At 46.6% G+C, this 25,256-nt stretch carries 21 protein-coding genes; 18 read left to right on the top strand and 3 right to left on the bottom strand.

Annotated features, from left to right (window positions below; all coding sequences use genetic code 11):
* Positions 1 to 259: 259 nt before the first annotated feature.
* The 7 genes from pheS to ACXAGQ_RS28560 all read left to right on the top strand — a co-directional run bounded on the left by pheS (position 260) and on the right by ACXAGQ_RS28560 (position 9,582).
* Positions 260 to 1,243: a phenylalanine--tRNA ligase subunit alpha gene (gene pheS, locus ACXAGQ_RS28590; protein ID WP_107297789.1), complete on the top strand. Its 984-nt coding sequence runs from the start codon at positions 260 to 262 to the stop codon at positions 1,241 to 1,243.
* A gap of 18 nt (positions 1,244 to 1,261) precedes the next feature.
* The gene (gene pheT / locus ACXAGQ_RS28585) at positions 1,262 to 3,649 is read left to right on the top strand and encodes a phenylalanine--tRNA ligase subunit beta (RefSeq protein WP_475258599.1); all 2,388 of its coding nucleotides are present in this window, start codon (positions 1,262 to 1,264) and stop codon (positions 3,647 to 3,649) included.
* Positions 3,650 to 4,151: 502 nt separating this feature from the next.
* A complete protein-coding gene (ihfA, locus tag ACXAGQ_RS28580) occupies positions 4,152 to 4,448 on the top strand; it encodes an integration host factor subunit alpha (RefSeq protein ID WP_039462335.1) in 297 nt (98 codons plus the stop codon).
* 226 nt (positions 4,449 to 4,674) lie between these two features.
* Entirely contained in the window at positions 4,675 to 5,721 is a 1,047-nt protein-coding gene (gene astE, locus ACXAGQ_RS28575; RefSeq protein WP_475258597.1) for a succinylglutamate desuccinylase, read from the top strand.
* A gap of 214 nt (positions 5,722 to 5,935) precedes the next feature.
* Complete coding sequence (gene btuC, locus ACXAGQ_RS28570) at positions 5,936 to 6,928, top strand: vitamin B12 ABC transporter permease BtuC (protein WP_475258595.1); 993 nt, start codon at positions 5,936 to 5,938, stop codon at positions 6,926 to 6,928.
* A 37-nt stretch (positions 6,929 to 6,965) separates the two neighbouring features.
* Complete coding sequence (gene btuD, locus ACXAGQ_RS28565; RefSeq protein WP_475258600.1) at positions 6,966 to 7,727, top strand: vitamin B12 ABC transporter ATP-binding protein BtuD; 762 nt, start codon at positions 6,966 to 6,968, stop codon at positions 7,725 to 7,727.
* A 43-nt stretch (positions 7,728 to 7,770) separates the two neighbouring features.
* Positions 7,771 to 9,582, top strand: coding sequence for a M3 family oligoendopeptidase (locus tag ACXAGQ_RS28560; RefSeq protein WP_475258593.1), 1,812 nt, complete (start codon positions 7,771 to 7,773; stop codon positions 9,580 to 9,582).
* 134 nt (positions 9,583 to 9,716) lie between these two features.
* Here ACXAGQ_RS28560 and ACXAGQ_RS28555 read toward each other — a convergent pair whose 3' ends face one another.
* Positions 9,717 to 10,343: an outer membrane beta-barrel protein gene (locus ACXAGQ_RS28555; RefSeq protein ID WP_475258591.1), complete on the bottom strand. Its 627-nt coding sequence runs from the start codon at positions 10,341 to 10,343 to the stop codon at positions 9,717 to 9,719.
* Between the two features lie 289 nt (positions 10,344 to 10,632).
* Here ACXAGQ_RS28555 and ACXAGQ_RS28550 point away from each other — a divergent pair, with 289 nt between their 5' ends.
* The 7 genes from ACXAGQ_RS28550 (at position 10,633) to ACXAGQ_RS28520 (ending at position 19,127) form a co-directional block, all read left to right on the top strand.
* On the top strand, positions 10,633 to 11,013 hold the full coding sequence (locus ACXAGQ_RS28550; protein WP_475258589.1) for a hypothetical protein: 381 nt from the start codon (positions 10,633 to 10,635) through the stop codon (positions 11,011 to 11,013).
* 49 nt (positions 11,014 to 11,062) lie between these two features.
* Entirely contained in the window at positions 11,063 to 11,815 is a 753-nt protein-coding gene (locus ACXAGQ_RS28545) for a DsbA family protein (protein ID WP_475258587.1), read from the top strand.
* Between the two features lie 193 nt (positions 11,816 to 12,008).
* Complete coding sequence (locus ACXAGQ_RS28540; protein ID WP_475258585.1) at positions 12,009 to 13,532, top strand: DUF1800 domain-containing protein; 1,524 nt, start codon at positions 12,009 to 12,011, stop codon at positions 13,530 to 13,532.
* Positions 13,533 to 13,535: 3 nt separating this feature from the next.
* Positions 13,536 to 14,846 carry a DUF1501 domain-containing protein gene (locus ACXAGQ_RS28535; protein WP_475258583.1) on the top strand — a complete coding sequence of 437 codons (1,311 nt, stop codon included), beginning with the start codon at positions 13,536 to 13,538 and terminating at the stop codon, positions 14,844 to 14,846.
* A 305-nt stretch (positions 14,847 to 15,151) separates the two neighbouring features.
* Positions 15,152 to 16,699 (top strand): DUF1800 domain-containing protein, encoded by a 1,548-nt coding sequence (locus ACXAGQ_RS28530; protein WP_475258581.1) that lies wholly within the window; start codon positions 15,152 to 15,154, stop codon positions 16,697 to 16,699.
* Between the two features lie 12 nt (positions 16,700 to 16,711).
* Positions 16,712 to 18,019, top strand: coding sequence for a DUF1501 domain-containing protein (locus tag ACXAGQ_RS28525; RefSeq protein ID WP_475258579.1), 1,308 nt, complete (start codon positions 16,712 to 16,714; stop codon positions 18,017 to 18,019).
* A 160-nt stretch (positions 18,020 to 18,179) separates the two neighbouring features.
* Positions 18,180 to 19,127: a LysR family transcriptional regulator gene (locus ACXAGQ_RS28520; RefSeq protein WP_475258577.1), complete on the top strand. Its 948-nt coding sequence runs from the start codon at positions 18,180 to 18,182 to the stop codon at positions 19,125 to 19,127.
* Between the two features lie 82 nt (positions 19,128 to 19,209).
* Here the strand turns inward: ACXAGQ_RS28520 and ACXAGQ_RS28515 are convergent, their stop codons facing one another.
* The gene (locus ACXAGQ_RS28515) at positions 19,210 to 20,217 is read right to left on the bottom strand and encodes a zinc-binding alcohol dehydrogenase family protein (RefSeq protein WP_475258576.1); all 1,008 of its coding nucleotides are present in this window, start codon (positions 20,215 to 20,217) and stop codon (positions 19,210 to 19,212) included.
* Positions 20,218 to 20,464: 247 nt separating this feature from the next.
* Here ACXAGQ_RS28515 and rlmC point away from each other — a divergent pair, with 247 nt between their 5' ends.
* The 4 genes from rlmC to ACXAGQ_RS28495 all read left to right on the top strand — a co-directional run bounded on the left by rlmC (position 20,465) and on the right by ACXAGQ_RS28495 (position 24,138).
* Positions 20,465 to 21,589, top strand: coding sequence for a 23S rRNA (uracil(747)-C(5))-methyltransferase RlmC (gene rlmC / locus ACXAGQ_RS28510; RefSeq protein ID WP_475258575.1), 1,125 nt, complete (start codon positions 20,465 to 20,467; stop codon positions 21,587 to 21,589).
* A gap of 61 nt (positions 21,590 to 21,650) precedes the next feature.
* Entirely contained in the window at positions 21,651 to 22,055 is a 405-nt protein-coding gene (locus ACXAGQ_RS28505) for a DUF4345 domain-containing protein (RefSeq protein ID WP_475258573.1), read from the top strand.
* 98 nt (positions 22,056 to 22,153) lie between these two features.
* Entirely contained in the window at positions 22,154 to 23,044 is an 891-nt protein-coding gene (locus tag ACXAGQ_RS28500; protein ID WP_475258571.1) for a LysR family transcriptional regulator, read from the top strand.
* A gap of 104 nt (positions 23,045 to 23,148) precedes the next feature.
* A complete protein-coding gene (locus tag ACXAGQ_RS28495) occupies positions 23,149 to 24,138 on the top strand; it encodes a linear amide C-N hydrolase (protein ID WP_475258569.1) in 990 nt (329 codons plus the stop codon).
* Positions 24,139 to 24,213: 75 nt separating this feature from the next.
* Here the strand turns inward: ACXAGQ_RS28495 and ACXAGQ_RS28490 are convergent, their stop codons facing one another.
* Complete coding sequence (locus ACXAGQ_RS28490; protein WP_475258567.1) at positions 24,214 to 25,128, bottom strand: DUF2971 domain-containing protein; 915 nt, start codon at positions 25,126 to 25,128, stop codon at positions 24,214 to 24,216.
* Between the last annotated feature and the right edge of the window lie 128 nt (positions 25,129 to 25,256).

The following is a 25,256-nucleotide window of genomic DNA, read 5'->3' as shown; positions in this document are numbered from 1 at the left end:
TTCCTTCAATGCTATTAGACACCATGGTGGAGGGGATTGTCTGTACAATTGTTTCGGCTGCCCGCTTTCCGCCAGAGCAGCAAGTGTCTGCGGGAACCATCAATTAATCCAACCTAAAGATGAAATGGTGTTTTTTTCACGCAATCCAACGGTTTTCTTACGATTGGGTTTGGATTTAGACGCATGTTTCTTTAGTATGTATCGTTACGCGAATTTATATCTCCCTAAAGGACGCCACCTGTAGGTGGATGAGGAAACGATGCAACATCTAGACGAGATTATTGCCAATGCAACGGCAGCTATCGAGCAGGCTGATTCATTAGTCGCTCTGGACGAAGTCCGTGTCCAGTATCTGGGCAAAAAGGGTGAATTGACCCTTCAACTTCAAGGTTTGGGTAAGCTTCCACCAGAAGAGCGTCGCTCTGCTGGCCAGGAAATCAACAAGGCCAAAGGTGCTGTTCAGCAAGCGATCGTCGCTCGCAAAGACGCACTACAGCGTGCTGAGCTAGAAGCTAAGCTAGCTGCTGAAACTATTGATGTGACCCTACCAGGTCGTCGCATTGAAAACGGTGGCCTACACCCTGTAACGCGTACTGTTGAGCGTATTGAGCAGTTTTTTGGTGAGCTAGGCTTTAACACTGAGTCTGGCCCAGAGATCGAAGATGCATTCCACAACTTTGATGCGCTGAACATTGCTGAAGATCACCCAGCACGTACAGACCACGATACTTTCTTCTTCAACCCTGATCTAATGTTGCGTACCCACACGTCTGGCGTTCAGATCCGTACGATGGAAAATGGCAAGCCTCCTTTCCGTTTCATCGCTCCGGGCCGTGTATACCGTAATGACTACGATCAGACGCACACGCCAATGTTCCACCAGGTGGAAGGTATGCTGGTTGATGAGAACGTAAACTTCGCGCAGCTAAAAGGCATTCTTCATGACTTCCTATGCAACTTCTTCGAAGAAGAAGTGGAAGTGCGTTTCCGTCCTTCTTACTTCCCGTTTACAGAGCCTTCAGCTGAAGTTGACGTTAAAGGCAAGAACGGTAAATGGCTTGAGGTACTAGGTTGCGGTATGGTTCACCCGAACGTACTTCGCTCTGTAGGTATCGACCCTGAGAAATACTCTGGTTTTGCATTTGGTATGGGCGTTGAGCGTCTAACCATGCTTCGTTACGGCGTAAACGACCTTCGTGCGTTCTTCGAGAACGACCTTCGTTTCCTAAAACAATTCAAGTAATCCAGAGGTTCATACACTATGAAATTTAGCGAATCTTGGCTTCGTGAGTGGGTAAACCCTGCGGTTACAACTGACGAGCTAACTCACCAAATCACTATGGCTGGCCTAGAGGTAGACGACGTACTACCTGTAGCTGGTACTTTCACTGGCGTTAAAGTAGGTCAGGTAGTTGAGTGCGGCCAGCACCCAGATGCTGACAAACTTCGCGTAACCAAAGTTGATGTTGGTGAAGAAGAACTGCTAGACATCGTTTGTGGTGCTTCTAACTGTCGCCAGGGCCTAAAAGTGGCTGTTGCGACTGTTGGCGCAGTACTACCAGGCGATTTCAAAATCAAGAAAGCTAAGCTACGCGGTCAGCCATCTCACGGCATGCTGTGTTCATTCACTGAACTGGGTATCGACGTTGAGTCTGACGGCATCATGGAGCTGGCAGAAGACGCGGTAAACGGTACTGATTTCCGTGAATTCCTAGGTCTAGACGACGTAACTGTTGATGTTGACCTAACGGCCAACCGTGCTGACTGTTTCAGCATCCGCGGCCTTGCTCGCGAAGTTGGCGTATTGAACCGCGCTGACGTGGCAGAGCCTGCTGTTGAAGCGGTTGCTCCGTCTATCGACGACACTGTATCTATCGAAGTGAAAGCACCTGCAGCGTGTCCACGTTACCTTGGCCGTGTGGTTAAGAACGTAAACGTTCAGGCAGAAACGCCGCTTTGGATGCAAGAGAAGCTACGTCGCTGTGGTATCCGTTCAATCGATCCGGTTGTCGACATCACTAACTACGTTCTACTTGAACAAGGCCAACCAATGCATGCGTTTGATCTAGCGAAGATCGAAGGCGGCATCGTGGTTCGCATGGCAGAGCAGGGCGAGAAGCTAACACTGCTAGACGGTACTGAAGCTGAGCTAAACGCTGATACCCTAGTTGTTGCTGACCATAACAAAGCACTAGCTATTGCTGGTATCTTTGGTGGTGAAGAGTCTGGTGTAACTACCGAGACTAAAGACGTGCTGCTAGAGTGTGCATTCTTCGCACCTGACCACATCCGTGGTCGCGCACGTAGCTACGGCCTGCACACTGATTCTTCAATGCGTTTCGAGCGTGGTGTGGACTACGCACTTCAGGTAAGCGCAATGGAGCGTGCCACTCAGCTTCTAGTTGAAATCTGTGGTGGTGAAGTCGCACCAGTTGTTGCACAGGAGTCAGATGCTGATCTTCCTAAGCCAAACACAGTAGCACTTCGTCGTACTAAGTTAGACAACCTACTAGGCCACCACATTGCTGATGCAGAAGTGGTAGAAATCCTAGAGCGTCTAGGCCTAACTGTTGAATCTACAGAAGCAGGTTGGACAGCGACTGCACCAACATGGCGTTTCGATATTGCTATCGAGCAGGATCTGATTGAAGAAGTTGGCCGTATCTACGGTTACGACAACATTCCTAACCAGAACCCAGCTGCAGCACTTAAGATGCACGACCACGTTGAAGCAAACCTGCCGCTTAAGCGTGTTCGTAACCTGCTTGTTGACCGTGGTTACCAAGAAGCGATCACTTACAGCTTCGTTGAGCCAGAGCAGCAGAAACTGATCGTTCCTGGTGTTGAGCCGCTAGTACTGCCGTTCCCAATCTCTGCGGAAATGTCAGCGATGCGCCTTGGCCTTATCCAAGGTCTGCTTAACACGGTTGTTCACAACCAGAAACGCCAGCAGCCACGTGTTCGCTTGTTCGAATACGGTCTACGTTTCATCCCATGTGAAACGGCTGAAAACGGCATGCGCCAAGAGCCTATGCTTGCTGGTGTTATCGCGGGTACTCGCAGCGAAGAGCACTGGGACATCGAAACCAACACTGTTGATTTCTTCGACCTGAAAGGAGACCTGGAGGCTGTCCTTGAGCTTTCTGCTAACGAGAAGGCATACAGCTTCGCTGCAGCCAAGCACCCAGCTCTACACCCTGGCCAGTCTGCTGCGATTATCGTAGACGGCAAAGAAGTCGGTGTGATCGGTACTGTTCACCCTGAGCTAGAGCGCAAGCTTGGCCTTAACGGCCGTACTATCGTATTCGAAATCGAATGGTCTGCGATCAACACTAAAGTGATCCCAGAAGCGGTAGCGCTTTCTAAGTTCCCGGCTAACCGTCGTGATATCGCAGTTGTTGTTGATGAAGCTGTAGCTTCTGGCGACATCGTTAACGCTTGCCTAGAAGCGGGTGGCGAGTTCCTGACTGACGCTAAGCTATTCGACGTTTACGTTGGTAAAGGCGTAGAAGACGGCAAGAAGAGCCTGGCGATTGCCCTGACTCTACAGTCTGTTGAACGTACACTAGAAGATGCAGACATCGCTGGCTCTGTTGATGCTATCGTTGCTCATGTTTCTGAGAAGTTCGGCGCGTCCCTACGTGACTAATAGAACATCAAATTGATATGAAAGCCCTGCCTTTTTAGGCGGGGCTTTTTTTTGCCTGTACGATGATGAAAAATGACGGTGTTTTTAAGTCATTGTTTTATAAAATTGTCTTAACCCTTATGATTTTTTTGATCTGAATCTAAATACGGTAACTTTTTGATAGATAGCGATAATTTCTACGCTGGGGTGATCTTGTAGCAATTTGTGTTGAAATTTGGGTGTTTTTTAGCAAATTTTACCGGAATATATACGAAATAAGCACAACTAGGTGCATGAAATGAGCCTATTTGTACTAGTTAAAATCAATTATTTAAAGATAAGTTGACATAAAAAAGTTGGCGGAAATCAGCAAGTTGGCATAAACTTGTCTCTAGTTAGGATTGAGCTCAGTGAAGTTGGCTATTTTAGCGGTTTCTGGCTTCTGCCTGACTCGACTAATTCGCTGTAGGAATGGCATATGCCTTCTTGCAATCCATTCAATATAGTCTTGAGGGAATTATCTATGGCGCTCACAAAAGCCGATTTGGCTGAGAACCTGTTTGAAAATGTTGGATTGAGCAAACGGGACGCCAAGGATACGGTGGAAGTCTTCTTTGAGGAAATCAGAAAAGCGCTTGAAAGTGGTGAACAGGTAAAGCTATCAGGTTTTGGTAACTTTGACCTTCGCGACAAAAACGAGCGTCCGGGAAGAAATCCGAAAACGGGTGAAGATATCCCTATCTCTGCTCGCCGTGTTGTGACTTTCCGTCCAGGTCAGAAATTGAAAGCTCGCGTAGAAAATATCGAAATCGAAAAGTAATCGCGAATTCAGTGACAAAACAGAGCCCGGGTAAGGTGTGTAGAGCTTACCCGGGTTTTTTATATCAATCTTTAGGGTGACTTTGGGTCATTAAGCAGCATTGCAGGCTTAAATTGTGTGTTTTGTGTTAAATTTATGTTTTCCTGTGGTTTCATTGTGGTTTGTGCAGCGGTAAAATGAAGGCATTCCATTAGCTCTAGATCAGCTAATAACACGGAGGTGGTTAATGGGAATGCTACAGCTGGTACGAGAAGGGAAGTTTCTCGAGGCAACATTAGATATGTCTTTGCCGGAAGAGCAAGGGACGTGGCTAACAGAGTCGGGCATTGAATGTGAGCTGCTAGGAAGAGGTATTTTGCAGGTATCCCCGGCTGCAGGTACCGCGGGATCTAAAGATGTTGTGCTCTCATCCGGTGTACATGGCGATGAAACAAGCCCTATTGAGTTGTTGCAGCGATTAGTAGAACAAATTTTGTCAGGAGAAATTCTACCTGTACACCGCTTGTTAGTGATCATCGGTCACCCTAAAGCCATTAATTTACAGCGCCGCTTTGTCGAAGAGAACATGAACCGGTTGTTCAAAGCGGAAAACCCTGCCAATAACCCTGATTGTATTCGCGCCAATGTACTGCAAAAAGCCGTGTATAATTTCTTTCAACAAGGGGAGGGTAGCGAGCAAGAGCGCTGGCACCTTGATCTCCATTGCGCAATTCGCGATTCAGCCCACTTTACTTTTGCTGTCAGTCCATATTCACGCAATCAAACCCGACAGCGTGATCTTTTTTCTTTTTTACAGCAGGGTGAAATTGAAGCGGCATTATTGTCGAACTCACCATCGCCAACCTTCAGCTGGTTCAGTGCAGAGTATTTTGGCGCGCAGGCTCTAACTGTCGAACTGGGTAAGGTCGCCCCTTTTGGTCACAATGATCTACAGCGTTTATCTGCGTTCTATCAAGCCATGCTAGAGCTGGTGGCACAGTTAGTGCCTAATTATCAGTGGCAGGAAGACAAACTTGCAGTATATAAAGTTACCCGAACGCTGATGAAGCAGAGCGACCACTTCATGCTGAACTTCCCGAATGACCAAGCCAACTTCACCATGTATCCCCAGGGGACGTTGTTGGGGCGCGATAAAGATATTGAATATTATGTATTGGAAGAGGGGGAAGCTGTCGTCTTTCCAAACCCAAATGTTGCTATCGGTCAGCGGGCGTGTTTAATGGTCAAGAAAACGGAAGTCAGTGTGGACGGGCAGGTGCAAGCACTATCTTAGCGTTACCCTTTAGGTAACCTGGTTGCGTGACTAAGAGAGAGGGTGAGTAAGAGGCACGTTTCACACCAAGCATATGAATAATAGGTTAGGGGGCTTTTTGAACCCATTCCTATCTCTTGGGGGTATTAGTTGACCCATTCAATCAAAGCTGGCTTTTCATTTCCTGAGTGAGACGGTATGGTAATGCGTCGATACTTATTATGCCTTCTCACTCATGCTCTTAAATGATCTTCTGGTTCGCCGACAAACGCGATGGCGCTTAGGTTTTGCTGCCGCCACAATCATGCTAATTATTGCCTCTTTCCTTGCGCTTTCAGTTGGGGAAATCTTCATATGGCCTTGGTCTGCCCAGACAGGCCTAGAGCAGCAATTATTAATACAGCTAAGGATGCCTCGTTTATTTGCCGCTGTCGCCGTAGGAGCCTCTTTAGCGGCTTCTGGGGCGGTACTCCAAGTATTATTGGGCAACCCGTTGGCAGAGCCGGGTGTATTGGGCATTTCTGGCGGAGCCAGCCTGGCGCTCGTGGTATTGCTATTTATTTTCCCTTTTTCGCCGACTCCTATTTTGATGATGGTCGCGGCAATGATCGGGGCACTGGTGTTTACCCTTATTCTTGTTGGCCTTTCCCGGCGAAGGCAGGTCTCAACAGCACGCCTGCTGCTGATTGGTGTGGCTCTGGGAATATTATCCGGTGCAGCTGTGACCTGGGCTTTTTACTTTAGTGATGATCTTAATCTTCGTATGTTGATGTACTGGCTGATGGGCAGTGTTGCTGGAGTGAGCTGGGGGCAGCTAAAGCTACTGCTTTTTGTTTTGCCTGTATTACTTTGGCTTTGCCTGCAAGGTCGTAAACTGGATCTGTTGATGCTGGGGGAGCATCAGGCTAAGCAGCTCGGGCTAGATGTTGAAGCAAGCCGTTGGCGGTTGATTCTCGTTGTCTCTTTATTGGTTGGGGCTTCGGTTGCACTGGCAGGGGTGATTGGCTTTATCGGATTGGTGGTACCCCATTTGCTGCGCTTGGCTCTTGGTACAGAAAACCGCTTTTTATTACCGCTATCAGCTGTTTGTGGCGCATTGCTGCTGGCCTTGGCGGATACGTTGGCAAGAGTCATGCTACCTGCAGCAGAATTACCGGTAGGGGTGGTGATCACCAGTTTAGGTGCGCCAGTGTTTATTTGGATGCTAATGCGCTCACAGATTAATTAAGGGGTTGTGAATGGAGTTGGTACAAGAACCACAACCAGTGATCCTGTCAGCCAAAAACTTGGCTATGCCCCCGCGGTTGCTGCCGGTGTCTTTCTCGGTTCGACGCGGTGAAATCGTACATTTGATTGGCCCTAATGGCAGCGGCAAAAGCAGTGCTATTTCGATGCTGTCTGGGCTGGTTGAGGCTGGGGGGGAGTTGAGGTTATCGGGCGAGGCACTCGAAAAGCTTGATCTCCCTCGCCTAGCCAGAATGCGCAGCTATTTGTCGCAGCAAGACAAGCCAGCTTTTGCGGTTGGGGTCTACCATTATTTGTCGTTGGCTCTGACGCCATTGGGCGAGTTGCCTGTTGACGATGTACAAGAGGCGGTAGATGAAGTCTGTGGTGCGCTGAAAATAGCCGACAAACTTAACCGCAATATTCAGCAGTTATCAGGCGGCGAATGGCAGAGGGTAAGGCTTGCAGCAGCTTGCCTGCAGGTTTGGCCGACACTAAATCCTGATGCTCAGCTTCTGCTGCTGGATGAGCCTGCTGCGGCATTGGATATTGGCCAAGAAGCCATCATGTACCGAATTATCCGCCGGTTAGCAACAAAAGGAATCGCGGTGGTTATGGCTAACCATGATTTGAACCGCACCTTAAAAGAAGCGGATAAAGTGATTTTGTTGAATAACGGTTCTTGTGTTGCTAAAGGAAAGCCACAAGACGTCATGACAGTGGACACGTTGGAAGCTGTCTTTTCTACGCAGATACAGCGTATTGAACATGAAGGTCAATCTTGCCTACTGTTTACTGATTAACGCTGTTTTTTGACGAATGCGTAATGCTCATCAAGGAGAACGAATGAACACACCGAGCTGGGATTTATCTATTGCTTATCAAGATCTCAATGATCCGAAGATCGAACACGATCTCGCAGCCGTAGAGGCGCTCATCCCTGAGTTGGCAAAAATAGATTCAACCACTTTGCAGGGGCTGGCATCGGCGCTTGCAAAACAGCAAGCCGAACGCGTGAAGGTGATGACCTTGGGGGCGTTTGTCAATTGTATACTGTCGGTGGATGCAGCCGATGAAGCCGCTAAGAAGCTGCTTGGCAAAGTGAATGTGTTGCAGTCTCAGCTTGACCAGGCCATGACGCCATTCATGCAGGCAATTGTAAATCTTAGCCTTGAGGACTTTGATGCGTTGCTTGAATTAGGCGAAGGTGACGAGGCGTTATCGTCATGGCGCTTCCTGCTGGAGCGCGAGCGTGTGCTAAAGCCCCAACAACTGTCGGTGGCTGAAGAGCAGATGCTTACCGCGTTGGACGTTGACGGTAAGTTGGCCTGGGGGCGCCTGTACGACAATATTACCGGAAGCCTAAAAGTCACTTTGCAGTTGCTAAATGGACAGCAAGAACGCATGGGGCTTTCTCAGGCGGCCAGTATTTTATATGGCAGTGATAGTTTGCGCAGGGAGCCAGCATGGCGCGCTATTTCTGAAGCGATGACTATTCACCAGGAAAGCTTTGCAGCCATTTTGAATGCGCTGTCAGGTGCACGCTTAACCGAATATGAAAAACGAAGCCACACGCAGCCAGTGCACTTCCTCGACTCAAGCCTTCATACCAGCCGGATCGAAAAAGCCACGCTGGACGCTATGATGGCTGTTGCCAAAGGCAACCGCAATATTGGTCAACAAGCGGGTCTGCAAATGGCGCGCTTGTTTGGTACAGACAAGTTAAAGCCATGGGATGAGATGGCCTCTATGCCAGGTTTGTCCGGCGGGGAAGGCTCTTCTTACAGCTTTGATGAAGGCATCGATATTATCCGTGATGCATTTGCTGATGTTGACCAGGAAATGGCTGACTTTGTTGATATGATGGTAGAGAACAAGCTTATCGATGCCGCACCGCAGCCGAATAAACGTTTGGGCGCTTACTGTACCAAATTTGCCGATAGCAGAACGCCGCTTGTGTTTATGACCTGGGGAGGCAGCATGTCGGATGTGTTGACTCTGGCACATGAACTTGGCCATGCCTTCCACAACTGGGTGATGAAAGACATGCCATTGGTGCAAACCCGCTACCCGATGACGTTGGCTGAAACCGCCTCAATTTTTGCAGAAAACGTAGTGCGTGATGCGTTGATGGCAAAAGCGGGCAGTGAACAAGAAAAGCTGCTGATGCTTTGGGAAGAAGCACAGTCAGCTTTGGCACTGATGGTTAACATTCCTGTGCGCTACGAGTTTGAGAAAGCTTATTACGAGCAGCGCAAAGAAGGGGAGTTTACCCCTGACCAACTCAAGAAACTGATGTCGGAAACGTGGCAGGAGTGGTACGGCGAAGCCATGGACGAAACCAATGAGATGTTCTGGGCCAGCAAGCTGCATTTCAGCATTGCTGAGATCAGTTTTTATAATTATCCGTACTTGTTTGGTTATCTGTTCAGTAAAGGGGTCTATGCCCAGCGTGAGGTGAAAGGCGATAGCTTCTATGCCGACTATAAAGCCTTGCTTCGTGATACGGGCTCGATGACAGCTGAAGAGGTGGTTGATAGGCACCTTGGCATGGATATCCGCCAGCCTGAGTTCTGGCAGCAGAGCGTGGATATGGTTGCCAAGCAAATTGAGGAATTTGCATCTGTGATCGGTAAGTTCAATGGCTTCCGCCACTGATTAGATTCATATTTTTTGCTTGGAGCAACGCTAAAAAAACGGCCTGTAGGTAGTGATACCACAGGCCGTTGCTTTAACCTAGCGAAAGCGAATGTAAATATTTCAATCTAGCAAGAGCGTCTATCAAGACACATTTAGAAGCTGTAGCGAGCACCTAGCTGGAAGTTGGTTTCAGCGAAGGCATCGTAGTCGTTGCGAGAAATGTTTGCTTCTAGGCTAACGTGTTCTGTCATTTTTACGTTGTTTCCAAGACGTAGCTCGTACATGTTGTCGTCGTAAGCTGCAAAGCGAACAGCTGGTTCAACTGTCCAACGATCCATTACTTGATAACGTGCACCCATTTCACCTGTAAAACCTGAGTCTTCAACACCAGCAGTAATGGTAGTGCCCCAAATTTTTCCGTCGATTTCGTAACGAGAGTTGGCGAAGCCAGCCAGGCCATAAACGGTTAGGTCATTATTTACTGGCATATAGTAACCAAGACCCATTAAACCGTTAGAAAGAGTCATGTCGCCAGAAGCAACAGCATCACCACGCATTTCAACGAAAAAGTTGTCAGTGAAGTTCCAGCTGCCACGTAGATAAAGGCCAGCACCGCCATCAGTTGATGAAAATGGACCAGAGCGAAGATCTTTACTGAACTTGCTGATTTGCAGGCCTCCAGAAATGTAGTCAAAGTTCTGGGTCATTGGATCTTGAGCGTTTGCAGCAAAAGAAGCACCAACAAGTGCAGCGAGAGGAAGTAGCATTAACTTTTTCATGATTGTCCTAATTATGTCTTCGAGGCGTGAAGCCTGATATCTATAGAGCTAGGTTTGTCCCGCTCATTTATTGTTGAGGTGAATACTATCGATCAATAAAACGGTGTTCAATAGCATTTTTGTGATCCATACATTTCGGTACAATCGGCTTACAGTGTCCGCGAGTGAGGTGGGGTGTGGAAAAAGTGAGCAAGTGCAAGCTGTTTTGCTTTTTTGGGGTGGAACTTAATGCGTTAGAAAAGGACTAACCCTTACCTCTGAGCATTAGGCATGAATAAGTATCAGTAACGTGAATAGCTATGGGAAATTGATAAATAGAGCAAAGGCCAGTATTGGCATTATCGGCTTTGTGGTCGTGTTTTGCTTTGTTTCTACGTTACAGGTCAAGGTGGTTAATGCCAATTCATATGAGAGCGGTGTCCCTGAGTGGCAACGCATTTCGTCTAAACAAAGTGATGAGCAAAATGGGAGTGGTGCCTGTAGCCTGAGTGAAAAGCTCATTCGATACCAAGTCTTTTCTGATGAAGGTGCAGATCCGCCACTCATACCGTTAAATCATTTTGACATTGAATGGTTGGCCACGCCGTTAACCTATTTCTATCGTTTTTTCGAAGAGTTTGTGTTCGCCAAGACACGGCTACATTTGCGGCACTGTTGTTTTCTGGAATAAAAACCCTAGCGACTTTGAATTTGCTTACGTATTTAATCTAGGAAAAATCATGAAAAAATCTATTATTCTGCCGCTAGTGGCTGCTGTGACATTCTCTTATTCTTCAATTAGTTTCGCTGAGCCTTTAAGCTCAAATCAACAAGAGAAGCTGGAAAAGATTGAGGCGGTGTTGGTTGAAAACCCGGATCTGATTGATGGTCTGCTGACAAGCCTGAACCTCTACCTTGATCAGCAAAACCGCCAATCTGAAATGATGGCGAAATACCAAGACTGGATTTACAACAACCCGCAGCATACGACAATCGGCAAAGCTGATGCTGCGCTGACTATTGTGAATGTCACTGATTATAACTGCCCATATTGTAAGAAGCTGGATCCGGTACTCGAGCAACTGGTAGAAGAAATGCCAAATGATCTTCGAGTCATCAATATCTATGTCCCGCTTAAGCAGCAAGATGTGAAAGGCTTGGGTACCAGCTCAGCAGAGTTTGCGCTGAACGTATGGCAGCAAAATCGTGAAGCCTATGAGCAAGTGCATCAGCTGCTGGTAAAACGTCCCCAGATGCACGATAAAACCTCGCTTACTCGTATAGCCAAGCACACTGGTACAGAAGGGAGTCTAGCGCGTCAAGACGAGACCCGGGCAATGATTGATAAGAACTACCAGATGTTTACAGAGTTGGGCTTACGTGGGACACCGGCGATGATCATGGGAACGGAAATTATTCCGGGTTATATGCCAATCGACCAACTTCGTCCGATCGTCAAAGCACAAATCACTCAGCTAAAAGCTGCTAGTTGATTCTAAAGTGATTTTGAATGGAAAAAGGCGGGGATACCCGCCTTTTTATATTTAAAAGCATAATACCTTATCTAAAATATATTTTTTGGTACTTTACTTCCAAAAAATAACTATTCCTCTCGTCTATTTGAAAACCTCTTTCATTATGACTAGCGAATAAATAACTATTTAAATAAGACATGAGGTAATAGTCGTGGCTAGCTCAATATATGAACCGACACAGGCTGCAAAGTTTTTGTATCGGGCAACGTTTGGCCCTAAGGGCGGGGATGTTGATGATTTTCTGCAAGTAGGGCTTGATGCTTGGCTTGATGACCAATTCAATCGTAATTGGCGTTTGCATCGTCCATTGGCAGAGCGTTACGCAGAGGCCAGTGGAGATTCAATTAATGAAAATGCCCGTTTGAGCGCATGGTGGAACCGCAGTTTGACGGCGGGTGATCAGTTAAGGCAAAGAGTGGCTTATGCATTAAGCCAAGTTTTCGTAGTCTCAAATAGTGGCGGGCCAAACTCCGAAGCGTTGGCTGAATATTATGACCTATTGATAAAACATGCTTTTGGTAATTTCCGTGACTTACTCGAGGCGGTGACTTTAAGCCCTGCCATGGGTAAATTCCTGACATTGGAAGGTAGTCGCAAAGCTGATCCTGAGAAAAACACGTTTCCTGATGAAAATTATGCCCGCGAGGTGATGCAGCTTTTTAGTTTAGGGCTGTGGCAGTTGCAAAATAATGGCATGCCAAGGCTGGATGAACAAGGTAATAAAGAGCCAACGTATACCCAGCAAGATGTTGAAGAGCTGGCCCGAGTGTTGACCGGCTGGCGACGTGATACCTACCTTAAACCTATGTATGCCGATGACAATCGCCATGATTTTGGTGAAAAGCGCGTATTAGGACAAACCTTTCCGGAAGGGCAGTCTCCTGAACAAGATCTATCACAGGCGATGGATTTATTGTTCAATCATCGCAATACTCCAATGTATATTTCCATTCTGTTGATCAAGCGACTGACCATCAGTAACCCTCGTCGTTCCTATATTCAGCGCGTTGCCGACACTTTCAAAGATAATGGCAAAGGTGTCCGGGGAGATATGCAGGCGGTAATTAAAGCCATCTTGCTAGATGAAGATGTTATCGCGGGTAAAGCCATGGCCGATCATCACAACCATGGAAGCAACAGCCTAAACTTCGGCAAGGTAAAAGAGCCAATTGTTGCGATGGCGAACTTATGCCGTGCATTCAATGTGAAAAGCAATGACCCTGATCGCTGGTGGGATTTCCCTGCAACACAAAACAATTATGGTCAGGCACCACTTCGGGCATCAAGCGTATTTAACTTCTATGAGCCGGATTACGCGCCAAAAGGGGAGATATCTGACAAATACTTGGTAGCCCCTGAATTTGCGATTCTTTCCATGGACAGTATGCGCCGCATTTCAAATCGCATGTGGACGTTAATAACGTCACACGACAGCACTAATGTAAAGCATTGGTCTTGGAACCGTACTCAATTTGAGAGAAAGATAAATAAACCTGACGAGTATATTGAGTTGTTGGATGAGCGCCTGTTTGCCGGATTGATGTCTGCGGAATTGGCCGAATTCATTCGCCAAATGCTGGAAGAGTTAACAGCCGATAACCGCAATGATGATCGAAAAATCAACGACACATTATTTGCGATTCAATGTTCACCAGAGTTCCGTTGTCAGGAGTAAACCATGAAATTATCACGTCGAAATTTTCTAAAAAGTACGGCAGCAATGGGGGCAACATCCATTGCCCCGGCTGTTACTGGTTTGAACTTGGCTCATGCCTCACAGCAAGACTATAAAGCGTTAGTGTGTATCTTTCTGTTCGGCGGAAACGATGCCTTTAACATGGTGATCCCAGATGATACAACCCAGTATCAAAAATATCAGTCAGCAAGACCCGGCCTTGCTATTGATAAAAATGACTTGGTGCCATTAGGAATTAAAACTGAAGACAGTGTCCCTCTTGGCTTGCATCCTGCCATGGAGAGCCTAAAGTCGGTTTTTGCCGAGGGCAATGCCACCGTGTTGGTTAATTCAGGTCAGCTTGTTGAGCCTATTATTGGCTCTGGCACCCCAAACAGCCGTGTGCCTGACTTTCTGATGGCGCATAACCTGCAACAAACGATGTGGCAGTCAGGTGCGGAGAATATGAGTGACAAGCTGGGCTGGGCAGGTCGCATGGTGGAACATATGAACCTATCGGGTTCGCTTTCACCCTTGATGTCTCTCAATGGTGAACAAAAGTGGTTGCGTAATAGCCATGTTGAGCCCTTGGTGATGACAAGTGACGGAGCCGGCGACTACAACGGTTTGAACAACAGTGATCGTGTTGGGGCCATGATGCGGCATTTCGATGAAAAGTATGCCAACTTATTTTCGGACAACTACTCGACTACCATGGCTAATCGTTATTACGAAAATGAATCTTTAGATGAGGCACTATCATCGGTTGGCGATTTAGGTCAATTTCCTAACACGCAATTGGGCGGTATGTTACACACTACTGCCAAACTGATTAAAGTAAGAGGCAGCCAATCCCTTCAGCATAACCGCCAAGTGTTCTTCTTGGGGCTAGGTGGTTTCGATACTCATAAAGATCAAGCCGGAAAACATGCAGAGTTACTCGGTCAATTGGCTGATGCAATGACGGCATTTAATCAGGAAATGAAAGCACAAGGTGTGGCTGACAATGTCACGACTTTCACTATGTCAGACTTCGGTCGCCGTGTTATGGCTAACGATTCGGGTACCGATCACGGCTGGGCTGGGCATCAGCTTGTTATGGGCGGTGCAGTTAATGGCGGTAAAGCCTACGGTAAATGGCCTGATTTAACGCCGGGCAGTGAGTATGACTACAACAATGGCCGCTTGATCCCAGAGATCGCAGCTGATCAGGTTAATGCCACATTGGCAAATTGGTTTGATTACAATGGGGATTTAGAAAAGCTATTCCCATCTTTAAAAACCTTCTCTAAAAATACCTTAGATTTTCTTTAAGTCAGAGACGTCGTTATTGATGGAAGGAGCTAGCATGATGCTGGCTCTTTTTATATGTAATCATAATGCTAGAAGTAAAATACCGTCTCCTTTAACACTGCCTTTTAACATTTGAACTTCAAGGTATTGTTAACTTCTTCAATGGGTAAATGTAAGAATTTTTTATTTGTTACCCTGTTCCCAACCCTTATTTCGATTCGAATGAATTGACGTGAAATCAACATTTGTTGCTTTCGGAGTTCCTATTATTCAGCCGCTTAATGTTTTAAGCGTAAAGACGCTGAATGAATCAATAAGGAAGAGCAGTGGCAATAACAATTAATGATTCGGTTCAGGCAACGAAGTTCCTGTACCGAGCGACATTTGGCCCGAAGCATGGCGATGTTGAAAAGCTTCTAGATTTTGATGGTGGAATAGATGGCTGGTTTGATGACCAGTTTTCTCGCCTGAACCTGCATCGCAACCTAGCCGAGACGGTAGCAAAAAATACGGGTGAACCGTTCAATGAAAGTGCACGAATGAGTGCATGGTGGCAACGGTCATTAAATGCCCCTGACCAACTTAGGCAGCGTGTTGCGTTTGCACTTAGCCAGATCTTTGTCGTGTCTAACAATGGTGGCCCTGGAGGGGAAGGGTTAGCATCTTATTACGATGTACTGGTGAGAAATGCTTTTGGCCGTTTTGATGAAATGCTAAAAGAAGTCACTCTGCATCCAGCAATGGGGCAGTTTCTCACTTTGGCTGGCAGCCGTGCCCATGATGAGCAAAATAATACGTTCCCGGATGAAAACTATGCCCGTGAAGTCATGCAATTGTTTTCTATTGGCTTATGGCAGTTGAATATTAATGGTCAGCCTACATTAGATAGTCAAGGGAAGCGGATACCTGCCTATTCTCAGCAAGACGTTGAAGAGCTATCCCGCGCACTAACGGGGTGGCGAAAAGCCAAAGATGATGATGGAAAAGACAGCAATACCAAGTCTATGGTGAATCATTCTGATTGGCATGACACAGGGTCTAAAACAGTGCTGGGCGTTGATTTTCCTGCGGGTCAAAAAGCTGATGAAGATCTGGATATGGCAATCGAACTGTTGTATCAACACCCGAATACACCGGTCTTTATCTCAAGGTTGTTAATTCAGCGCCTTACTATTAGTAACCCACGCCGTGATTATATCGAGCGGGTAGCACGTGTCTTTATTGATGATGGTGCGGGCGTTCGCGGTAACATGAAGGCGGTGATCAAAGCCATTCTGCTTGATGAAGATTTGCTTGAAGGCCGTGCGATGGCAGATCACCAGGACTTTGGCTCTAACCCACGTAACTTCGGAAAGGTCAAAGAGCCAGTCATCGCTATGACCAACTTCTGCCGGGCATTGAACGTCAAAAGTAATGATTCTCGTCGCTGGTGGGATTTCCCGGGGCTTCAGAATAACTTTGGTCAAGCGCCATTGCAGGCACCAAGCGTATTCAATTTCTATGAGCCTGATTATGCCCCGAAAGGTGAAATAGCTAACAAAGAGCTTACAGCGCCGGAATTTAACATTCATACCATGGACTCTATGCGCCGGATCTCCAATGCAATGTGGGGGCTGATATTGAGCCACCGATACACCGAACTGAAGCAATGGACGTGGAATCGCACTCCATTAGAAAATCTCGTCGATAAGCCTGAAGAGTATCTAGAGTGGATTAATGACAGGATCTTTTTCGGTCTGATGTCTGATGATCTTTATCACTATCTCGAAGACTTACTGATTAAGATGACCAACGAGGGTATTGGTGTGGATAGAAGAACCTTTGCCACGCTATTTGCTATTCAATGTTCCCCTGATTTTCGTTGCCAAGAGTAGGAGCCATCCAAAATGAAAATGTCACGTCGCCACTTTTTGAAAAGCTCTACTGCACTTGGCGCATTATCAGCAGTACCCGGTTTATCACTGAGCAAACAAGCGGTTGCTGGTGATGACAGCTTTAGAGCCCTTGTGTGTATTTTCCTATTCGGTGGTAATGATGCCTACAACATGGTGGTACCTGTTGATGCACATTATGATGAGTACGAAAAAGTACGGCCAACATTAGCGATTGAAAAGCACGAGTTGGTTAATATCGGTATTCAATCAGAAGCTGGCAATAACCGTCCGCCAGTTAGCCTTGGCCTTCACCCTGCGATGGAGCGGTTAGAGTCTGTGTTCAGGGACAACAATGCGACAGTGATTGTTAACTCAGGCCAACTTGTTGGCCCAATTATCGGTGTACCCAATCCGCATCCAGTCCCCGATTTTTTGATGGCGCATAACTTACAGCAAACCATGTGGCAGTCTGGCGCCCTTAACATGGAAGATAAGCTCGGCTGGGCTGGCCGTATGGTTGAAAGTGTATATATGTCCAATGACTTATCACCGATGATGTCATTGAATGGTGAGCAAAAATGGCTCCGCAATGATGTATATGAGCAAATGGTGATGATGGGTGGCGGGGCCGGAAAGTACAACGGGCTAGATCAAGATGAACGCCGTGAAGCGCTGGAAGACCATTTTGACCGTCAGTTTAACAACCTCTTTAAAGACAATTACACCGATGTCATGTCGAGCCGTTATTATCAGAATCAGAGGTTGGCTGAATTACTGGGTGAAGAGGATGATGATACCGTTCGCTCTTCATTAGGCGAACAACTTCATACCACAGCCAAGTTAATCAAAAAACATGCGGAAATGGGACATCACAGACAAATATATTTTGTTGGCCTTGGCGGTTTTGATACCCACCATAACCAGAAGAATGCCCATCATGCATTGTTAGAGCAGCTTTCTGATGCGATGGCAGACTTCTATGAGGATCTCAAAGATATCAATATGCTGGACAATGTGACGACCTTTACCATGTCGGACTTTGGACGCCGCTTGATGGCAAATAATACAGGAACCGATCATGGTTGGGCTGGCCATCAATTGGTGATGGGCGGTGCTGTGAATGGCGGTAAGGCGTATGGTAAATGGCCAGATTTAACGCCGGGCAGTGAGTATGATTACAACAACGGCCGTTTGATCCCAGAGATCGCAGCAGACCAAGTTAATGCGACACTGGCAAAATGGTTTGATGAATATATTGATGTTGAAAAACTATTTCCATCATTAGAAGCGTTTACACAAAAGACGATTCCGTTTCTTTGATGATTAAATAGGGAGCAGCCGGGCAGTGGCTCGGCTGTTTGACGATTAGTCTCCGCTCTATATCCTTTACTTCGCTCTCTCTTATTGCCCTTTTCCTTCTCAGAGGCTTTGTTTATCCTTAGATTAAGTTATAAAACAAGTCTTTGGATAAGGGTTAACAATGTCCATTACTAACCAGTTGTCGTTGTTCCTCGATGTTGTGCAGCAAGGGTCGTTCTCCAAAGCGGCAGCACTGCATGATATGGACAATTCCTCACTGTCCAAGCAAATCAAAAAGCTGGAAGCTGGCCTTGGTGTGCAATTACTCAATCGCTCAACCCGATCTTTTTCTTTGACTCCTGCCGGGGAGGAGATCTTGCAGCAGGCACAGCTGCTAATCGATACGTTAAACAATATCCACAATATCGCAGACTCATACCAGTCGACCCCCAAGGGAACTATTCGAATCACTTCGCCGGTCTTTCTTGGCCAGGAGTACCTTCAGCCGGTGATTTCGCGGTTTATGCAGAAGTACCCGGATGTCAGAGTGACGCTGTCTCTGGATGACAAGAAAGCCGATATCATTGCCGATCACTACGACTTGGCGTTTCGGATTGGCAAACTGGAAGAGTCCAACCTCATCGCCAAGAAAATTGCCAATACCCATTTTGCCGTGATTGCTTCTAAAGCCTTTATAGAAAAACACGGCACCCCGACTACCCCGGAAGCACTCGCAGAGCTACCTGCAGTGGTTTACAGCAATGCCGATACTACCTTGGATCAAATGTGGATGAGTGATAAGCCACATGGCGACAACTTCAAAACCTACAAAATGAAAGGCAACTATAAGGTCAGTGATGTTCGTATGATGGTTGCTGGGGTCAGGGATGGTTTGGGTTACGCGGTGATTGACCTCTACAACCTTAACCAGAATATTGATGAGCAGGGGATAGTGACTTTGCTGACAGATCACGTGATTTCCAGCAAAGATAGGGCTGTGTATGCAGTCTATCCGCACCGTAAACAAACGCCGCTAGTGCGAGAGTTTATTAAGGCTTTCCAGGAAGATATTGGGGATCCGCCGCGTTGGGTCAGCCATGTCCCTAACTATGCGTCACTGTATCGCTAACAAATAGAAAATGGGCGCTCATTGTAATACATGAGCGCCCATTGATTTGCCGCTATATGGGGAAAAGCTTAGAATCCTGAACTTAGAACCCTTCTAGTACAATCTTGCCTTTCGCTTTGCCTGTTTCCAAAAACTCATGGGCTTTGCGGAGGTTTGCAGCGTTTATCTTGCCGAAGTGATCACCGACTGTGGTTTTGATATCACCATTGTCGATCATCTCAGAGACTTCGTTGAGCAACTCATGTTGTTCTTGCATATCCGGCGTTTGGAACAGAGAACGGGTAAACATCAATTCCCAATGGATAGACACACATTTGGTCTTGAATGGGACAATATCCAATGACGCGGGATCATCAATCAAAGCAAACTGACCTTGGGGTTTGATCACTTTTACAATTTCACCAATGTGTTGCTCGGTATTATTAAGGCTCACCACGTAGTCAACCTCATCAAGCCCATGTTTCTCAAACTCTTCACTCAGAGGGTTACGGTGGTTAATGATATGGTCGGCACCCAAGTCTTTGAGCCAATCAATGGTCTCAGGACGAGAAGCCGTTGCGATCAACTCCAAGTTGGTGAGCTGCTTGATTAACTGCACCATAATTGAACCAACACCACCGGCAGCACCAATGACCAAAATGCGCTTGTCTGTAGCCGTTCTGACGACATTGAGGCGATCAAATAACAGCTCCCATGCGGTAATGGAAGTCAGTGGCAACGCCGCAGCATCTGCAAAAGACAGTGATTGAGGCATCTTGCCAACAATACGCTCATCGACCAATTGCATTTCTGCATAACTTCCCTGACGTGAGATATCACCGGCATACCACACTTTGTCGCCTGGCTTGAACAAAGATACGTTCTCGCCGACAGCTTTTACGATACCTGTGGCATCCCATCCAATCACTTTCCAGCTACCGTCTTCAGCAGGCACCCCTTGGCGTACTTTGTAGTCGGCAGGGTTAACTGAGATGGCCTGAACTTCTATCAACAAGTCGTGGCCGGTGGCTGTTGGCGCATCTAATGTAATGTCTTGTAGAGATGCTTCGTTTTGAATGGGAAGATTGCGCTGATAACCGACTGCTTTCATGATGACCTCGAACCGTTTGTTTGATGGAAAGTATAATGAAGGTTTAGCGGGTTGTGAGAAAGAGTCATTACTTCCAATGATTATGGATTATTTTATCCATAATAGAGTGGGTGAAATATGCTACTGCAAAGCGCAGTTGGATGTACGCGTGTTGATAAAGATCACTTGTGACAACTATCGATAACCCAAATGGTGCTTTTTGAAGAAAGGAATAGACTAGCGGCTTTTCTTCAAAAGCCCTAAATCCATGCAATGTGCTCACTTTGATCAGCATCGCTGCCGATCTTGTTCCTTTTCGGGTATGCCTTACCCGCAGCAAATCCAGCAAAAAGATGAAAAGCTAAAGCTGCTGTTTTCAACCGCAAAGCCAAACCAATGGCGACCAATAGTGAAAAGTGAGGAGAGGGGATTTAGAAATAAAGCCAAGATGGTAGTACTCGGGGCTGCACATCAGCCCGTGTTAGGGATTGAAGGAGCCGATAACCAGCCAGTTAGCTTATGTGATTGCCCACTGTATCCAGATGACATGCAGGCATTGCTGACCTATTTACAAACATGGATTCGGGTTGCAGGTATTCCGCCTTATAACAAGATAAAGAAGAAAGGTGAGTTGAAATACATCCTGCTGACTCGGACTGAGTGCTCGGGGGAGTTCATGCTTAGGTTCGTGATGCGAAGTCGAGATGCAGTTTCTCGGATTGAAGCGAACCTTGAAAAGTTGCTAGCTGATTGGCCACAAGTGAAGGTGGTGTCGGTAAACTTGCAACCGATTCACATGGCACGTTTGGAAGGGGACAAAGAAATTTTCCTTACCGACGCCCAGCACTTGGTTGAAGAGTTCAATGGCGTGCCTTTGGTGATTCGACCTAAGAGCTTTTTCCAGACTAATCCGAAGGTCGCCGAGCAGCTATATGCGACAGCTCGCGATTGGGTCAGGGATCTAGCACCGACTACGATGTGGGATTTGTTCTGCGGTGTGGGTGGATTTGCCTTGCACTGTGCCGATAATGTTGAGCGTGTTGTTGGTATCGAGATTGAACCTGAAGCGATTGCCAGTGCCAAGTTTTCAGCCGCGCATTTGGGGATCAATAACCTCGAATTTGATGCGTTGGATTCTGCCCAATTCTCCCAGTTGCAAGGACGTGCACCTGAGTTGGTGTTGGTGAATCCACCCCGTCGTGGGTTGGGGCAAGCATTAATCGAGCAACTTGCCGCATTGGGGCCAAAATATATTATCTACTCCAGTTGTAACCCTGAGTCCCTGAAGCAGGACTTGCAGGCTCTGCAGATTTATGAGGTTCAGCGGCTGCAGTGGTTTGATATGTTTCCCCACACGGAGCATGCGGAAGTGATGGTGTTGTTGAGTCACTAAGTGACAGTTGATTAAAACTCCGACTATGCTTTTGACATTGTTAAATTAACTCAAAAACACTATGAAACCACAAAGTATCTTTCTATTGTTAGCGGCATGCGGACTAACGCCCATAGCCCTTTCATATGGCGTTGCTCCAGAAATATCACTGCGCTACCTGTTTGATATCGATGCTACCCCAACAAATGTTGCTCATATATTCCGAGCCATTATGGGGCTGTATATGGCTCTAGCTTTGTTTTGGCTGCTGGGTGCTTTTACCAAAAAGTACAAGCTTCACGCGTTATACAGCTTAGTTATATTTATGCTGGGATTGGCAGTAGGCCGAGTAGGCAGTTTGATTGTCGATGGAATGCCGCATTGGCTACTAGTGGTGTATCTCGTACTGGAGCTGGGGTTCGGGATAGTTGGAATTAAAATGATCAAGCAAGAAAGAAAGGGAATAACAGAGCAAAGTCACTCGTAATTCAGTCAGTATATTGCTTCTTGCCATATTATAGGGTTGGGATTTGGCCGATTGATTTCGAGCGAGTAGGGAAGGGAGTGAAGTTAGGTGAGGGTGAAATGAATATCAGCTATGAGCAAATAAAAGCCTTTATCGCGGTTGCCGATTGTGGATCTTTCAGTGCCGCAGCCAAACAATTGGGCAAACACCGGACGACCTTGGGGCAGGTGGTAACCAATATGGAAATTGAAACCAATATGGAACTGTTCGACAGGACGAGCCGATACCCTCAACTAACAGAAGAAGGGCTAGTGCTGTACCAGCACGCTAAAAACCTGGCAGAAACGACCAAGTCATTTGAGCAATTGTGCCAGAACCGCGAAAAAGGTATTGAGAGCGAGCTAAGTATCTATTATAGCGAACTGGTGCCAATGGGGCTGATCAGTGATGTGATGAAAGGGCTAAGGAGTAAGTTTCCGTTGGTGAAAATTCACTGGCGCCATCGCAACATAGATAGTGTGAGAAAAGCACTGGAAGAAGGTGAGGCTGATATGGCTATCATGCTGGTGCCTGCTGGCCAGGCGACGACATTTATTCAATATAGCTATTTGCTCAATTTACCCTTCGTACTTTGCGCTAGCCCAAACTTTATCAAGCAACAGCAGCTTAATGATCTCAAAGCAGTCAAACGATCAAGGCAACTATTGCTCGAAGATTATATTAACTCAGGGCTGGCAAAAACGGTGACCCTGTCTAACCACGCCGAAGAGATTAGTAGTATAGGTATCCTCAAGCAATTACTGCTAAGCGGAGAAGGGTGGGCAATCGTACCTCGCCATAGTGTGGATGATTCTTTGAGTTCCGGCGAACTCGCCATCATTGAGTTGGGAGAAGTCAACAGCACCCTGCAATTTCCAATAAACCTTTGGATTCGCAATACGATACCGGGTCCCGTTGTCAAAGAAGCGACCGCATTATTCAAGCAGCATAGCCATCACTATAGCCTTTAAATGACAGCCTCCAAGTGAGGATCAAACCCTCATGACCCGATTTCATCGTTTTTCGATATCGCTTTAAAGTCAAAAGCATACCCAAACGTGAAATCGGAGCAACTATGAAATATAAAACACTTGCCCTTGCTATTCTTCTCGGTGGTACCCTTTCAGGGCTCGCCGATGCATGTACTTCTATTGCTTGGAATACCGAGTTAGGAACAATGACCACAAGAACTATGGACTGGGTTGAATCAACAAAACCTGTCCTGGGTAACATTAATAAAGGTGAAATGCGCTCTATCCAGGGCAACGGTATGGGCGACGAGTACAAGGTCAAATATGATGTTGTGGCTATTTTCGCCTATGGCGATCTAGTGGGTGATGGTGTTAATAGTGAAGGCCTACAGGTGAATACCTTGTTCTACCCTTCAATGACCATGGAGCCAGTAACCAAGAGTTCTCAGATCACCCAGTTCACTTTCGGTGAGTATTTACTGACAAACTATGCCTCGGTTGAAGAGATCGTCAAAGCGCTACCGGATCTTGATTTTGGCCGCTTGAGTCTTGAAGGTATGCCGATGGAAATGAATTTGCACTGGTCGGTGACGGATAAAAGCGGTGACCGCCTGGTTATTGAGATGGACGAGGATGGTGTAAATACCTACCGTGGTGAAGAAGCTATGGTCATGACTAACGATCCTTCACTGCAGCAACATATTGATATGCGCAAAGATGTTGAGTCTCGCTGGGTTAATGCTGACCGCGATACTGACTACGGCTCAATCGGTAACGGTAATGCGCATAGTCGTTATCTGCATGCTAGCTACTTTATGAGCAAACTCTCAGAGCCAACAAGTGTGCAAAATGGCATGATGAAGCTATCCACTGTGCCTTACCGTGTTCCAGCAGACGCACCTTATATGGATTTCGGTAACGGTATGATGGGTTATGCGACAGAATGGACGTTGACCCAGAACCTAGAAACCGGCGACAGCGTGTTTGAATACAACTTCGAAGATAACTGGAACACAGTGCGATTCAATGTCTATGACATGATGGGCAAGGAGCTCCGTATTCCGCTCGATAAGTCATTCATGGTTCAGCTGTAAAATAGTTCAGTTGTAAAAATGGTAAGGCCTCTCGCTGTGAGAGGCCTTTTTGATTGGAGCCGAGTATTGCTGTCTTCAATTATATTGGGTCTTGTGCCTTGCACATTGCCCGACATCTTCATAGGTTTCAGGTCTTATTTGAGATAGCTCTCTGGCGTTAGCACCCCATAGCAGGGCTTGCTCGCCGTATTGCGAGGTCAAGCTGGAGATAGCCAGTGAGTTCCTTTTATCAGACTTCGCTCCGAGAATGATGACTTTGATCGATTCCATGGAAAAGACATCTTCCAAGGTACGCTTGTAATAGGGCGTGATAAGGTTCCGGTTTACGCGATAGCTCAGCTCACTGAGTGGCACCAGTGCAATGGCGCGTGATTCATCTTCGTTAATGAAGTCGTGATGTTTCCAGGCAAACAGGGTTTTGAGCAAGGAAAATAGTGATGATTTATAGTGTGGCGCCAAGGCTTTTAGGGCGTGTCGCTGCTCTTGCTCATTAGGCATTTCCATGGAGTTCAAGTAATCAAACAGCTCTTTGAACAGGGTAGTGGTTTCCTCAATATAGTCATCGAGTGGGTCATAGCTGCACTTGAATGTCTCACTCAGCATCAGCGTTCCGCTAAAGTAGTGCGCAGAACAAGTGAGTGAAGGACTATCGCTGGTATTGTTTTTTAATACATCGGATCTGAAGCCGATACAGCTCCCGCGGCAGTCATCACCATAAAAACGCCACTGGGTTAGGGAGTCACTGGTACCGGAAAAAGAGCAAACACACATGGAGTGCTGGGTTTCGATTTGATGTAGGAGCATTTCCAGGTTTTTACTGCATTCACTGTACTCTGAGTCTCTAAGCCGTCCTGTCAGGGCATGCAGCGCCTTTTTGAACTCCCCTTTGTCGTTCAAGAACTGGTAATCGGTAAACCATATCTCTTTGTTGAGCATAACGCCCAGTAGCCCGTCCGTTGAGGTGTAATGAAATAGCGTATTCCCGTCCACAATTAGCGCCTACTTTATTGTTATGTGTTAATTAAACATTACTCGTACCCGCAAATTTTGGTCAAATTAAATCATTGGAAAATGTTAACGGCAGCTAAAATTTCCAACTTATTTATGACTAATAACTA

This window comes from Photobacterium sp. ABD4_091, from assembly GCF_056160145.1.
This window is presented reverse-complemented; position numbering and strand designations above follow the sequence as displayed.